Source organism: Rubrivivax albus (assembly GCF_004016515.1).
In the GTDB taxonomy this organism is placed as follows: Bacteria; Pseudomonadota; Gammaproteobacteria; order Burkholderiales; family Burkholderiaceae_C; genus Rubrivivax; species Rubrivivax albus.
In genome coordinates, this window is sequence record NZ_SACT01000001.1 from 14895 (window position 1) to 29257 (window position 14363).

Here is a 14363-nt window from a genome sequence, read left to right on the forward strand (position 1 = left end):
CTGGCTAGGCTGTGTCAGTCGTGGTCCTGTGGGAGCAGCCCGTCCTGCCAGAGTCGCGCTTCCCATTCGCGCAGCCAGCTCTGTAGGGCATCGGCGGGCATGGGCCGGCCGATGAAGTAGCCCTGCGCGATAGTGACCCCCTTTTCGGCAAGGAGGTCCCAGTCGTCGCGGTCCTCCACGCCTTCGGCTACGACGTCCATGCCCAGCATGCGGCCCAGGTTCAGGCTGGCCTCGAAGATGGCGCGCAGCCGACCGTCGTGAGCGGCGTTGTGGGTGAAGCTGCGGTCGATCTTCAGTTCGTCGAACGGCAGGTCGCGCAGCTGCGCCAGCGAACTGTGGCCTTGTCCGAAGTCGTCGATCGACAGGCGGAAGCGCTTCAGGCGCAGGCGGATCAGCTGGTCGAGCACGCTGGTGACCGAGCGCATCAGCCGGCTCTCGGTGATCTCGATCTGGATGTGCTGCGGCGGAACGCCCTCGGCGCTGGTTTCGGCGATCATGTGGTCGGCCAGCGTCAGGGTGGACAGGTCGTCCATCGACACGTTGATGGCCACGCGCAGTTTCAGGCCGGCGTCGAGCCACACGCGTGCCTGGATCACGGCGGCCCTGGCGACGACGCGCGTGAGCTCGTGGACGAAGCCGCCGTTCTCGGCGACGGGGACGAACTGGTCGGGGAACACCAGGCCGTCGGTCGGATGCTGCCAGCGCACGAGCGCCTCGACGCCAACGACCTCGCCGGTCTTCACATCCACCTTCGGCTGGTACCAGTTCACGAGCTGGCCGGCCTCGATGGCGGCGTGCACCTCTTCCGCGGTGTAGACCTTGCGCGTTGCGGGGTGCCGCCCCGGGGCTCTCGGCGCCAGGTGCTGCGCCAGCGCGGCGCGCAGCGCCTCTGCGGTCGGCGGCTTGCGCAGTGGCGTGGTGGTCTGCAGTTCGTAGGCCCGCGCCAGCTTCTCGGTGGACTGCAGCAGCAACTCGTCCTCGCCGCTCACCAGCAGCAGGCAGCCGGCGAACCGGCGTTCCGCCAGGTGGCGCACGAACTCGACACCGTCCATGCCCGGCATGTTGATGTCCAGAACCACCATCGGTGGTGGCTCGTCCTGGGCATCCAGCCAGGACAGCGCCGCGGTGCCGTCGCCCATGCAGACGGTGTTGTCGAACCCTTCACGCGCGAGCATGTGCTGCAGCAGGTCGAGCATGAAGGGTTCGTCGTCGAGGACGAGGATCGGGCGTGCTGCGGCCATCGTGCTACTCCACCGTTGGCGTTGTTGCAGGGCGCCGGGCCAGCGCCCGACGAACCATGACCGCACCACTGACTGGATCGGCAAGGCGCATGGCAGGCACGGCACTCACCGGCTGGTGTCCTCGTTGGCCATGGATTCGCTGGTGAGCCACGCCTCGATCGCGGCAGCCACCTCGCGCCAATGGGATGCCAGGGCCGGGCCCAGGGCAACCACCTCGACCTGTTGCCCCGCCCGGCCCGCAGACTCGATGCGCTCGCAGAGTTCCCCCAAGGCCAGTGCTCCGACGCTCCTCGACGACGACTTCAGCTTGTGCGCCAGAGCGCCAGCCTCCCGCAGATCCCCGCTGGCCAGTGCCGCGAGCAGACTTTGCTGGTAGGTCTGACCGTGGCGCAGGTAGTCGGTCAGAAAGCGTTCGAGCAATGCAGGCTTGTTGCCAACCAGTGCCGCCAGCACACCCACGTCCACCGCGCTCATCGCCTGGTCGATCAGCGACGACGATTCCTCGTGCTCGGTCCGTGAAGCGTCGGCCGTTTGCCTGTTTCCCGAGGGACGGCCCAGCCAATGGGACAGCACACCGCCCAGGCGCGACAAGGACACCGGCTTGGCCAGGTAGTCGTCCATGCCGGCCGCCAGGCACAACTCGGCCTGGCCCTTCATCGCGTTGGCCGTCAGCGCCACGACCACGGTCCGCGGGTTACCACTGGCGGCTTCCTCCCGGCGCATCGCCCTCACCATCTCGTAGCCGTCCATGATCGGCATGTGCAGATCGGTGAGCACGAGCCTGTAGTGCCCCTGGCGCCAGCGCGCCAGTCCCTGCAGGCCATCGTCGGCAAAGTCGGTCACGTAGCCCAGCAGGCGCAGCTGATGCCGGGTGAGCTTCTGGTTGACGGGGTTGTCTTCGACGGTCAGCAGAAGCTCTCCGCGGGCCAACGCCTCATCGGGCGACCCCGATGGCGTTGTCGAGTCTGTCGCTGTGGGGCCGGTCGGCGGCGGAGGGTAGTCCTGCTCCAACGACATGCCTCAGCCCTTCCAGCGATCAGCCCCTGGCAGGGCGGCGGGCATGCGGCCCACGCGCCCCAGCCCGCGACCACGGCGGAGCCGGCGGTGGCGGCCGCAGCAGGTCACTGTGGGGGGGAGCAGTCGCACACTTACATTCGCAACGGTCGCGCCGGATCGGCGGGGCGGGCCTGAGCATAAATGGAGCCTGCAAGGGCAGGAAGTACGACAAATGATGACCTCTAGTATCCTCCCAACGGCGCGTTGCCTAGAGAGGGAATTGATCCCCGGCGCCAGGGCAGTTCATCCCATGGAGCCTGGACAGTACGAGCATCATCGGAGCGTGCCATTGGCAATTGAGCACTTTCGAATGGGATGGCCCGTCATCGGTAACATGGCCGTCGTTCCCTTGCCGTTGAGGCACTGGGGCACGAGGCGCATTGCCATCCCGGCCCGTCGCGATGCCATGGCTTGATGGCACCAATCTGACGGCCGCGCAGCGGCAGGCGTTGCGCGCCGAGTCACTGCGCCAGTATGCACAGACGACGCCGCGGCTGGCCGCGGCTGGCGTCGTGTTCGGGCTGCTGGTGGCGTGGCTGCAGTGGCCGATGGTCTCGACGGTCGACGTCATCACCTGGCTTGCCGTGCTGGTCGTTGTCATGCTGGCGCGGCTGCTGGTCAGCCTGTGGCATCGGCGGCTGGGTACGCCAGTGGAGCCTGCGCTGCGCTGGCTGAGGCTTTACCGGCTTTCCGTGCTGGGCACCGGTGTCGCCTGGGGCCTCAGCGCGTGGTGGCTGTTCCCGGAACAGAACCCGCAGTACCAGGCCTACCTGTTCTTCGTGTTGATGGCCGTGGCGATCGGCGGATCGAACATGCTGGCCCACGACGCCGTGGCGGTGGTGCTGTACGCGGTGCCCGCGTTCGTTCCCGTGGCCGTCCGGCTCGGGCTCGCCGGTGGCGAGCCGGCCTTCCTGTGGGGTGCGGCGATCTTCCTCCCTTACCAGGTGTGGACCAGCATGCGCAACAGCGCCGCGATGCGCGAGAGCACGCTGCTGCGCCTGTCGGAGAGCGAGCGTGCGCGTCTGGCCAGCCTGCGCCTGGAGACCCTGCTGGCCGAAGTGGAGGAGCGGCTGCACCCGTCCGTGCCGGTGGGCGGGGGCGCGCGTCCGTCGAACCAGGACGGGGACGCGCTGTCGGCCGCCGCGGCCGCTGCGCTGGTCGAACAGAGCCATGTGCTCTTCGAACTCGTTCGCACGACCCGCGAGGGCGTCTGGTTCATCGATGTAAATGGCCGGACCACGGACCTCAATCCGGCCATGTGTGCCCTGCTGGGTTGCGCACGCGAGTCGGCGCTCGGGCGCACGATCTTCGACTTCGTGGACGACGAGAACGCCGCCGTGTTCCGGGCCCAGCTGGAACGCCGGCGGGCAGGCGACCGCGGCAGCTACGAGCTGGCGCTCAGGCGCCCCGACGGTACGCTGGTGCACTGCGTCAACAACGCCACGCCGCTCACCGACCTCGAGGGCCGTAGGGTGGGTTCGGTCGGGCTGTGGACGGACATCAGCGAACTCAAGCGCACCGAGGCTCGACTCCGGGAGTACGAGTTCGCGATCAATTCGATGACCACGGCGGTCAGCCTGCAGGTTCGCCGTGATGGCCAGTTCCGTTACCAGATGGTCAATGACGCGTGGTGCCGGCTGTCGGGCTTGACGCGGGCGCAGGCGTTGGGACTCGAGGGGCGCAGCCTGCCTGGTCTGGTGGACCGCGATGAACGTATGCGCCAGATCACCGTGGCGGCCGACGAGCGGCGCACGATCACCTACCGTGGCTGGACCGAATTCGACGGCAATCGGGTGAACACGGAGACGGTCTACCACCCGATCGTCGAGGAAGGCCGCCCCGTCGACCGCGTCATCGTCGTCTCGCGCGACGTCACCGAGGAGGAACGGGCGAGCGCCGCGCTGAACGCCGGCCTGCGCAACCTTCGCATGGCCTTGGACGCCATCGGCGATGGCATCTTCGCGTCCGGCGCAGCCGGTCCCGACGAGCCGGTGCTGTTCCACAACGAGCGCATGCTGTCGCTGTGGGGGATGGACGTGCCGCCGGGCGAACAGTTGACGCCGCGGATGATCATGAGGCACGCCGCCGAGATGTTCGCCGACCCCCAGGCGCAGGCGCGGCGGGTGGACGAGATCATCCGCGGCAACCTCTTTGGCGACGATCGTGTCCGGCTCAAGGACGGCCGGACGCTGCGGCGGCGCTGCTTCCCGTTTGTCGACGGTGGGCACATGGTGCGGGTGTGGACCTTTGCCGACATCACGGCAGAGGAAGCGGCCGTTGATGCCTTGAGAACGGCCGAGGCTCGGCAACGAGCGCTGATCGAGGCCTTTCCGGGCTACATCTCCTGCCTCGATGCCGATCTCCGCTACGTCTTCGCCAACACCCGCCTGCGCCAGCGGTTTGGCCGGGAGGAGTCCGAGATCGTGGGCCGACACCTCCGTGAGGTGGCCCGCGCCGAGACTCTGGACGAGAGCGTCGCAGCTGCGCGGCGCGCGCTCGCGGGCGAGACGGTCGTCCACGAACGCCGGTGGCCACGGGGGGGTGGTGCGGAGGACGAGGTCCTGCTGATCACCCTGGCCCCGGGCCCTGGCGGTGGCGAGGCGCCCGTGTGCTACGCCTTCGCCATCGACATCACGGCGCAGAAGCGTGCGCAGGGCCAGTTGCTCGAGCTCAAGGAAGAGGCCGAGCGCGCGAACCTGGCCAAGTCCGAGTTCCTGTCCCGCATGAGCCACGAGCTGCGCACGCCGATGAACGCGATCATCGGCTTTGCCGAGGTGCTGGCGGCCGACCAGGACCCGCCATTGGCACCGGCGCATCGCCCGCTGGTCCGCGACATCCTGGCCGGCGGCGAGCACCTGCTCGAGTTGATCAACGAGGTGCTGGACCTCTCGCGGGTCGAGGCGGGCAAGCTGGAGGTGGCTGCCGAGCCGGTGGAACTCATGCCGCTGCTGGCCGAGTGCAGCGGGCTCGTCGCGCCGCTGGTGCGCACCCACGGCATCAGCTGGCAACCCGGGGCCACGCCGCCGGAACCGGTCTGGGCGTGCGCCGACCGCATCCGGCTCAAGCAGGTCCTGCTCAACCTGTTGTCCAACGCGATCAAGTACAACCGTCGCCACGGCCAGGTCAGGATCGACGTGTGCCACACAGACGATGGGTGGCGCGTCGAGGTGCACGACCAGGGCGAGGGGCTGTCCGAGGCGCAGCAGCGCCGCCTGTTCGTGCCCTTCGAACGGCTGGATGCAGAGCGCAAGGGCACCGAAGGCACCGGCATCGGCCTGGCCTTGAGCAGCCGGCTCGTCGATCTGATGCGGGGCCGGATCGGCGTGCGGAGCACGCCGGGGCAGGGCAGCTGCTTCTGGATCTGGCTGCCGGGTGCCGCGCCGGCCATCGCGGCGGAGGCTGCCGCCGCTCGAGATGCCGTGGCGGCGCTTCGAGCACCAGACCCACCGCCATCGCTGGCCGGCAGCTTGCTGTACGTCGACGCGTCGGCGTTCGAGACAGCGCTGATGGCTGCGGCCTTGCAGGATCATCCCGATCTCGAGCTGCGGACCGCCGAGGGGGAGGACGACTGCGTCGCACAAGCCCAGGCGCACCCCCCGAGCCTGATCCTGCTGGATGTCGACCGCCCCGAGCTGGACAGCGCGCGTCTCCTGCGCCGGCTGCGCGAGCATGACCAGACCCGCCCCATCCCGGTCGTGGCGCTGAGTTCGAGTGCCACCGTCAACGCGCCGCCGCCCGGTGCGCAGCCTGCTTTCGCCGGCCACCTCGTCAAGCCGTTCGACCTGGCGGTCCTGGAGGCCACCTTGCGTCGGGCGATCGGGTCACCGTAGCGGCCCGCCGGACCGGTCCGGATGCGGCGTCGCGCGCGCCGTGAACCGCGCCTCGGCTGGCAGAATGCCTGACGCCACCGCACGGCGGGACCAGCACGGTCCGGCTGCGTGGCGCGGCCTGGCCGCGCCGGACCCGGCCCGCTGCCGTCGGCGCCATCGCCGCCCTTGAATGCCTGCGCATCGCCCCAAGATCGCAAGCGGCTCGTCTTTCAACCGTCCCTGCCGACCATGAGCAAACAGACCCATTCCTTCCAGGCCGAGGTGCAGCAGATCCTGCACCTCGTCACCCATTCGCTGTACTCCAACAAGGAGATCTTCCTGCGTGAACTGGTCTCCAACGCCTCGGACGCCTGCGACAAGCTGCGCTTCGAGGCGCTGGACAACGCCGCGCTGTACGAGGACCAGCCCAACCTCGAACTGCGCGTGCTGTTCGACGCCGAGGCCAAGACCATCACCATCCGCGACAACGGCATCGGCATGAGCGCCGAGGAGGCCGTGGCCCACCTGGGCACGATCGCCAAGAGCGGCACGCGCGAGTTCATGGCGCGGCTGGAGGGCGACCAGAAGAAGGACGCCAACCTGATCGGCCAGTTCGGTGTGGGCTTCTACTCCGGCTTCATCGTCGCAGACCGCATGACGGTGGAGACGCGCCGCGCCGGCGCGCCGGCCGACCAGGGCGTGCGCTGGAGCAGCACCGGCAGCGGCGACTTCGAGGTCGAGACGATCGACAAGCCCGGCCGCGGCACCGACGTCATCCTGCACCTGCGCGAGGGCGAGGAGGAGTTCCTTTCCGCGTGGAAGCTCAAGTCCATCATCGGCAAGTACAGCGACCACATCTCGCTGCCGATCCTGATGCGCAAGGAGACCTGGGACGAGGAGAAGAAGGCCCAGGTGCCCACCGACGAGTGGGAGACGGTGAACAAGGCTGCCGCACTGTGGACGCGCAGCAAGAGCGACATCACCGACGCCGAGTACCAGGACTTCTACAAGCAGATCAGCTACGACCAGCAGGCGCCGCTGGCCTACACGCACAACCGCGTGGAAGGCCGCACCGAGTACACGCAGCTGCTCTACGTGCCGGCCAAGGCGCCGTTCGACCTCTGGAACCGCGACAAGCGCGGCGGCGTGAAGCTCTACGTCAAGCGCGTGTTCATCATGGACGACGCCGAGGCGCTGATGCCGGTGTACCTGCGCTTCGTCAAGGGCGTGATCGACAGCGCCGACCTGCCGCTGAACGTCAGCCGCGAACTGCTGCAGGAAAGCCGCGACGTCAAGGCCATCCGCGAGGGCAGCACCAAGCGCGTGCTGAGCATGCTGGAGGACGTGGCCAACAGCGACGAGCCCAGCCAGAAGGACAAGTACGCCGCCTTCTGGAAGGAGTTCGGCCAGGTGCTCAAGGAGGGCATCGGCGAGGACTTCGCCAACCGCGAGCGGCTGGCCAAGCTGTTCCGCTTCGCCTCCACCCATGCCGACGAGGGTGTGTCGCTGGCCGACTACGTCTCGCGCATGAAGGAAGGCCAGGACGCGGTCTACTACATCACCGCCGACAGCCTGGCCGCCGCCAAGGGCAGCCCGCAGCTCGAGATCTTCCGCAAGAAGGGCATCGAGGTGCTGCTGCTGGTGGACCGGGTGGACGAGTGGATGCTGTCGCACCTCTACGAGTTCGAAGGCCACGCGCTGACCAGCGTGGCCAAGGGCGCGGTGGACCTGGGCAAGCTGCAGGACGAGGACGAGAAGAAGGCCGCCGAGCAGGCCGCCGAGGCCAGCAAGCCGCTGGTGGACAAGCTCAAGGCATCGCTGGGCGAGCGTGTGAAGGACGTGCGCGTGACCACCCGCCTGGTCGATTCGCCGGCCTGCGTGGTCGTCGACGAGGGCGACGTCAGTGCCCACCTCGCGCGCATGCTCAAGGCCGCGGGGCAGGAGGCACCGAAAGCACAGCCCATCCTTGAGATTAATCCCCAGCATGCGCTGGTGCGGCGGCTCGATGCGCCCGAAGGGGCCGAGCAGTTCGACGACTTGGCGGCGCTGCTGTTCGAGCAGGCCCTGCTGGCCGAAGGGGGACAGCTCGAGGATCCGTCGGCATTCGTGCGCAGGATCAGCCGCCTCCTGGTTGGGGGCTGAAGACGCGGGGCGGTGGCCGCTAACATCGGACTCGCCCCTGCACCTGCCGGGGGAGAGGTCCGAGATGGCCCCGGGAGCCCCGCACGATCTGCCGAGCGCGTTGGTGGTGGACGACCACGACATCGTCCGTCTCGGCGTGCGCAGCCTTCTCGGCGAACGCTTCGACGTCCGCGAAGCGCACGATGCACGATCGGCGCTGGCGCGCCTGGCCGAAGCGCCGTGCGACCTGCTGCTGCTGGATCTGTCGTTGGGTGACGACTTCGGCCTCACTGCCCCTGCCGCGCCTGCGGGCCGAGTGCCCGGGCATGCGCGTCATCGTGCTCAGCTCGCTGGCCGAGGACCTGTATGCGGAGCGTGCGCTGAAGTCCGGTGCCTATGGCTTCGTGTCGAAGTCCGCGCTCACGGCGTCGCTGCTCGACGCGGTCGACACCGTGCTGGCCGGGCGCGTCTACGTGAGCCCGGCGATGCGCGAGTCGCTGCTGCGGCGGGTCGGCGGCCCGGCGCCGGCGCGGCCGGACCTGTCGCCGCGTGAACTCGAGGTGTTGCGGCTGGTGGCCGCCGGCCGCAGCACGCGCGAGATTGCCGATACGCTCAACCGCAGCGTCAAGACCATCGAGACGCACAAGCAGGCGTTGAAGGTCAAGCTCGGCGCCGACTCCCCGGCGCAGCTGGTGCGGATGGCGTTGCAGTGGACCGGGGAGGCCCGATGACCGCGTCGCTGCGTGCGGTGTCCCTGGCCGTGCTCGTCAGTCTGGGCGCGGCTGCCCCGCTCACGGCGGCTGCGCAGGTGCCGCTGGAGCATCTGCATGTGACGGTGCCCGGCGACACGCTGATCGGCATTGGCCGCCAGTTGCTGGCCGAGCCGCGCCGCTGGCGCGCCGTGGCGCGCCTGAACCGCATTGCCGACCCTGATCGCATCCCGGTCGGTGCGCGGCTGCGCATCCCGGTCGCGTGGATGCGTACCGAACCGCGCCCTGCGACCTTGCTGGGCAGCATCGGCACGGTGCAGGCGCCGGCCACCCTGGACGAAGGCAGCGAGGTGGTCACCGGCGACGACGGTCACGCCGTGGTCCGCCTGGTCGATGGCACGGTGCTGCGTCTGCGCCCGCGCAGCCGCCTGGGGTTGACCGAGTCGCGGGTGGTGCCCGACACGCCGGTCACCCGTGCCCGCGCCCGCCTGGGCAGTGGGCGGGTCGAAGTCGATGCCGCCCCGGCGCGCGGCGGTGAACCCGGGTTCCGGATCGACACGCCACAGGGCGTGCTCGGTGTGCGAGGCACCCGGTTCCGTGTCGCCAGCGACACCGAGCCAGCGCGCAGCCGCGGCGAAGTCACTGAAGGCGTGGTGGCCGTCTCGGGCGCCGTACCGGGCCAACAACGCGTGCAGGCCGGGTTCGGCACCGTCATCGACACGTCCGGCCGTGTCGCCGACCCGGTGCGTCTGCTGCCCGCGCCCGACCTCGCGCCCTTGCCGCGCCTGCAGGAGCGTGTGCTCGTGCGCTTCGTCGTGCCCACACCGGCAGTCATGGCCGGCGTGGTGGCCTGGCGCGCCCAGTTGGCGCGGGACGCCCGCTTCGAGCAGGTGCTCGGCGACCTGCGCGTCGCCCACCGGCCCGAAGGCAGCGAACTGCGCTTTGTCGGACTGCCCGATGGCGACTACCTGCTGCGCGTGCGCGGCGTCGACGCCCTGGGCCTCGAGGGGCTGGACGCCGACCTGCCGTTCCGGCTGAAGGCGCGGCCCGAGCCGCCGCTGCCGTCGGCGCCGGCACCGCGCCATGCCGGGCATCGAGGTGCTGGCCAACGCCACCGCCCTGCTGCGCGACGGCGGCGCGCTGCGTCCCGTGCCGGCGTGGGGGGAAGCGATCGCCAGTGCGGCCGCGGTGGCCGGCCTCGTGTTCGGCTTCCGGCGCGTGGGGGCACGTCGCGCGTTGACGGTGGCCCTGATCTCGGTGCCGCTGGCGGTGGTGGCCAGTGTGTTGTCGGTGGGTGTCGGGTGGGCGTGGAGCCCGCTGCCGTTCGCCCTTGCCGCAGCACTGGCCTACCCGCTGTGGAGCTGGCGCCGGCTGGAGTACGCCATGCAGGTGCTCGACCGCGAGATCCGACGCCTGGCCGAGGAGCCGGTGCTGAGCGCCGAACATCGCGTGTCCGCCCGGCCGGTGGCGCCGGCCGTTGACGAGCGCGACCTCGGCACCGACCCCGACCCCGATCCCGACCCACTCGCGCGTCGGCTGGACGACCTGGCGCGGGCGGGCGCGTCCTTGCGCGAGGCGCGCCTGTTCCTGGCCGGTGCGCTGGAGAGCCTGCCAACGGCCACCCTGGTCGGCGATGCCCAGGGCCGGGTGGCGTTGGCCAACGCCCGCGCCGCGGCGCTGTTCGAGGTCGAGACGGCCGCCGATCTCATCGGGCTCGACCTGGGCCGGCTGATCGGTGAGTTCTCCACCGACCCGCCCACCGACTGGCCCGCCCGGCTTGCGGCCCTGACGCCCGGCGGCACCGGCCTGACGGTCGAGGTTCGTCTGGGGGCCGGCCATTGGCTGCTGCACCTGGCGATGGTCGACCTGTCGGCGCGTCTTCGTCTCGTCGTGTCGCTGGCCGATCTCTCGTCGGTGCGCGAGGCGCAGCGTCTGCGCGAGGAGACCCTGGCCTTCGTCAGTCACGATCTGAGGGGTCCGGCCAGCAGCATGCTGATGCTGACCGACCTGGCGCAGCAGGGTCGCTTGCCGATCCCCGCCGACGACTTGGTGCCCGAGATGCGCCGGCTCGCGGCACGCATGCTGGCGCTGGCCGACGATTTCGTGCACGCGGCACGGGCGCAGACGCGGCCGCTGGTGCCCCAGGCCCTGGACCTGGCGGCCCTGGTCGACGAGGCCGTGGCCGAGTGGCGGGCCGCCGCCGCCGCGGCTGGCGTGGCGCTGTCGGTGCAGGTGGACGCCGACGCACCGCTGTGGCTGGACCATGCGCTCGCGACCCGCGCCCTGGCCAACCTGCTGTCCAACGCGGTCAAGCACGCACCACCCGGCACGACGGTGGCCGTGCGCGCCTGGCGTGACCCGGCCGGAGCCCGCATCGAGGTGGTCGATGCAGGCCCCGGCCTGGCGGCAGACCAGCGGCAGGCCCTGGTGCGCGGGGAGGAGGCGCTGCGGGTCGGCGGTGCCGGCGGTGTCGGCCTGGGACTGCTGTTCGTGCGCCGCGTCGCACGGCGGCATGGTGGCTCGTTGACCGGGGAGCCGGGTCCGGGTGGACGCGGCGAGTGCATGACCTTGCGCCTGCCAGACCTGTGCAACGCCAGCGCCGGTTCAGGGAATCCCTGAGCGCCGAATCGGCCGTGTCCGGATGGGAGGCCGGACCGGCGCTGCCTATCGTGCAGGCATGTTCACCGCCACGGTCTCCCGCGCCATGAATGCCGCCTTCTGGACCCGGCTGATGCCGGCAAGCCGGCACGCCGAACGCCGCCCCCGGCTGCGTCTGCAGCCGCTAGGCTTTACCGACACGCAGGTGCGCGACCTCCGCCTGATCTGCGAGCGCCTGGGCGAGACGCTGGACCTGCTGCTGGAGATCGACACCCGCGCCGGCGACCTGGTGCTGGCCGACCGCCGGTTCACGGAGCAGACGCCGGCCCACCGCCTGGCCGGCATCGCGGACGCCCGGCCGCTGCTGACCCAGCTGCGTGCGCTGCCGCTGGTGCGTGGCCTGTCGCCGCAGTTCGGTGCCAGCGGCTGGGACCCGGGCGTGGTGGCCGCCTCCAGCCTGCCGTCGGGTTTCGACGACGCGCCACAGACGCTGGATGCGCCACCGTTCACGCCGGCGGAGGACCTGCTGGTGACCTGGGTGCTGCGCGGCCTGATGGCCCCGGACGTCAAGGGCCTGGTTGCCGCCTATGGTCCGCAGGCGACCATGCGCCTGGACTTCGCCCAGGGCTACGCCCTCATCGACCCGGCGGCACAGCAGGCCTTGCGCGTGCAGCGGCGCGTGCCCACCGTGCAGGACTACGACAGCCCGGGTGCGGACGCCATCGCGCGTGAACTGCCGGCGCTGGTGTGGGACCTGGGCATCGCGCTGGGCGACCGGCGGCTGCTGGACCAGCCGGCGGATGGCTGGCACACCCCGCTGGCCACCTGCAAGGATCCATCGGTGCAGCAGTACACACGGCTGCCGCGCCACCTTGAACTGGCGTCGATGATGTTCCGTGCCCGGCTCTCGCCGGCCGAACTTCAGCGGCGCAGCGGGCAATCGGTGGCCGAGATCCGGCCCTTCCTGCAGGCCTGCCTGTTCCTGGGTCTGGCGTGGTGGGCGCCGGAGGACGGATGAACCGTCAGCGGCCCGCCATCAGCGCACACTGCTCGCGCAGCTGGGCCGTCTGCTGCGACCAGTAGGCGGGCGTGCCGAAGAAGGTGAAGCTGGCCGGAAAGCTCGGGTCGTGCCAGCGCGCCGCGATCCACGCCGCGTGGCGCAGCATGCGCAGCGTGCGCAAGGGCTCCACGAGCCGGCGTTCGCCGTCGTCGAAGTCGCGGAAGTCCTCGTAGCCGGCCAGCAGCTCGTCGAACTGCCGGCGCATCGTGGCGGCGTCGCCGGAGACCAGCATCCACAGGTCCTGCACCGCCGGGCCGTTGCAGGCGTCGTCGAGGTCGACCACGTGCGGGCCGTCGCGCCACAGCACGTTGCCCAGGTGGCAGTCGCCGTGCAGGCGCAGCGTGGCCAGGGGCCCGGCACGCGCGAAGGCTTCGGCGATGGCGTCGACGGCGCGCGCCGAGGCGTCGGCCCAGGCCGGGCGTTCGGCATCGGTGACATGGCCCTGGGCGAGCAGCGCATCACGCGCCTGTGCCGCATCCCTGGCAGGGGCCATCGTCGTGGGCGCCAGGAACGGCTGGCGCGCGCCGACGGCGTGCAGGCGGCCGATGAAGGCGCCGATCCGGCGCAGCGCGCCCGGCTGCTCGAGTTCGGCCTCGCGGCCGGCACAGCGGGCCGCCACGGCGAACCGATGGGGCAGGGGGCCCGGCAGGACGCCGAGTGTCGGCGCGTCCGCGGGCAGCCAGGTCAACGCCGACGAGGCCGGCGTCAGCACCAGCGGTGGCACCACCGGCACCTCGGCGGCCGCGAGCTCCAGCGCAAAGGCGTGCTCCTCGAGGATCTGCGCATCGGTCCAGCGGCCCGGCCGGTAGAACTTGGCCACAACCGCACGGCCGTCCTCCAGGAACAGCTGCCAGACCCGGTTCTCGTAGGAGTTGAGCTGCAGGATGCGGCCATCACCGCGCAGCCCGGCCGCGTCCAGGGCGTCGAGGACCTGCTGGGGGCCGAAACCGGCGTAGGCAGCCGGTGCCGTCAAGGTCAATGCCGCACCGGTGCGGCGCGCTTGCCGTCGATGCCCGGTTCGTCGTCACCGGCCGCCGCCGGCGGCAGGGTCGACAGGCCACGCATGAAGCCGCCCAGTTCGCTGGGGGCGCCACCGTCGCCGCTCATGCGGCTGTCGGTGCCGAAGAAGGAATCCTGGAAGAAGCCCGAGTCCTGCCACAGGGCCCGGTGCTGGCGTCGCCGGCCGCCGGGCGCGGGCGCCGGGGCCGGCGACGCGGCCAGCGGTGCCCGCGCCGCGGGCATCTGCTGCGGCACCAGCAACTGCAGCTCGGGCACCGAAGGCAGGTGGTCCACCGGGCAGCGCAGGTAGCGCACCCGGCAGGCGGCCAGCACCTTCTGCTTGATCTGCAGCGCGCGGCGCGAGTTGCCACGCTCGGTGTCGATGTCGATGGCGGCCAGCACGCGGCCGTTGGCGCTGCAGATCGCGAAGCCCACGTGGATCGAGCCCAGCAGCTCGTACCAGTAGCGCACCTGCTGCGGGTCGGTCGGCTGGCAGAAGCGCACCAGCGGCAGCTTGGACAGCACGATGTGGTGCGGCAGCGCCTCGCGCAGCTGCCGGTAGACGCGGCGCTCGTCGGAACTGAACACCGGGCGGGCGGTCAGCGTCCATTCCTCGGGCAGGGGCGGCGGCTCGGTCTTGCGCTGGCGCAGAGCCCACAGCGTGGCTGCGGCGGCCAGGAGGGCCGCCGAGGCGATCGCGATGATCCAGGGGATGGTGTCGGGCGACATGCGCAGGCATTGACCGCCGGGCAACGGCCGACGCGTCGAG

General features: G+C 70.7%; 10 protein-coding genes and 1 pseudogene. 7 read left to right on the forward strand and 4 right to left on the reverse strand.

Annotated features, from left to right (window positions below; translation table 11 throughout):
• Positions 1–14: 14 nt before the first annotated feature.
• Complete coding sequence (locus ENE75_RS00050) at positions 15–1241, reverse strand: EAL domain-containing response regulator (RefSeq protein WP_128194394.1); 1227 nt, start codon at positions 1239–1241, stop codon at positions 15–17.
• Between the two features lie 105 nt (positions 1242–1346).
• A complete protein-coding gene (locus ENE75_RS00055) occupies positions 1347–2258 on the reverse strand; it encodes a response regulator (protein ID WP_128194396.1) in 912 nt (303 codons plus the stop codon).
• 440 nt (positions 2259–2698) lie between these two features.
• Between ENE75_RS00055 and ENE75_RS00060 the strand changes: the two genes are divergently transcribed.
• The 7 genes and pseudogenes from ENE75_RS00060 (at position 2699) to ENE75_RS00090 (ending at position 12553) form a co-directional block, all read left to right on the forward strand.
• Positions 2699–6127: a PAS domain S-box protein gene (locus tag ENE75_RS00060; protein ID WP_128194398.1), complete on the forward strand. Its 3429-nt coding sequence runs from the start codon at positions 2699–2701 to the stop codon at positions 6125–6127.
• Positions 6128–6355: 228 nt separating this feature from the next.
• Positions 6356–8248 (forward strand): molecular chaperone HtpG, encoded by a 1893-nt coding sequence (gene htpG / locus ENE75_RS00065; RefSeq protein ID WP_128194401.1) that lies wholly within the window; start codon positions 6356–6358, stop codon positions 8246–8248.
• Between the two features lie 64 nt (positions 8249–8312).
• Positions 8313–8459: pseudogene (locus tag ENE75_RS25770) on the forward strand (hypothetical protein); the annotation flags it as partial.
• 40 nt (positions 8460–8499) lie between these two features.
• Positions 8500–8958 carry a LuxR C-terminal-related transcriptional regulator gene (locus ENE75_RS25180; RefSeq protein WP_233258859.1) on the forward strand — a complete coding sequence of 153 codons (459 nt, stop codon included), beginning with the start codon at positions 8500–8502 and terminating at the stop codon, positions 8956–8958.
• The gene (locus ENE75_RS25185) at positions 8955–10418 is read left to right on the forward strand and encodes a FecR domain-containing protein (RefSeq protein WP_128194408.1); all 1464 of its coding nucleotides are present in this window, start codon (positions 8955–8957) and stop codon (positions 10416–10418) included. Before ENE75_RS25180 ends, ENE75_RS25185 begins: the two co-directional genes overlap by 4 nt.
• Before the next feature lie 598 nt (positions 10419–11016).
• Complete coding sequence (locus ENE75_RS25190) at positions 11017–11556, forward strand: sensor histidine kinase (protein ID WP_233258938.1); 540 nt, start codon at positions 11017–11019, stop codon at positions 11554–11556.
• Positions 11557–11614: 58 nt separating this feature from the next.
• The gene (locus tag ENE75_RS00090) at positions 11615–12553 is read left to right on the forward strand and encodes a hypothetical protein (RefSeq protein WP_128194412.1); all 939 of its coding nucleotides are present in this window, start codon (positions 11615–11617) and stop codon (positions 12551–12553) included.
• A 4-nt stretch (positions 12554–12557) separates the two neighbouring features.
• Here the strand turns inward: ENE75_RS00090 and ENE75_RS00095 are convergent, their stop codons facing one another.
• Both ENE75_RS00095 and ENE75_RS00100 read right to left on the reverse strand, forming a co-directional pair.
• Positions 12558–13568, reverse strand: a complete 1011-nt coding sequence (locus tag ENE75_RS00095; RefSeq protein WP_128194414.1) for a serine/threonine protein kinase — start codon at positions 13566–13568, stop codon at positions 12558–12560.
• 2 nt (positions 13569–13570) lie between these two features.
• The gene (locus ENE75_RS00100; RefSeq protein WP_128194416.1) at positions 13571–14323 is read right to left on the reverse strand and encodes a DUF2726 domain-containing protein; all 753 of its coding nucleotides are present in this window, start codon (positions 14321–14323) and stop codon (positions 13571–13573) included.
• Positions 14324–14363 lie beyond the last annotated feature (40 nt).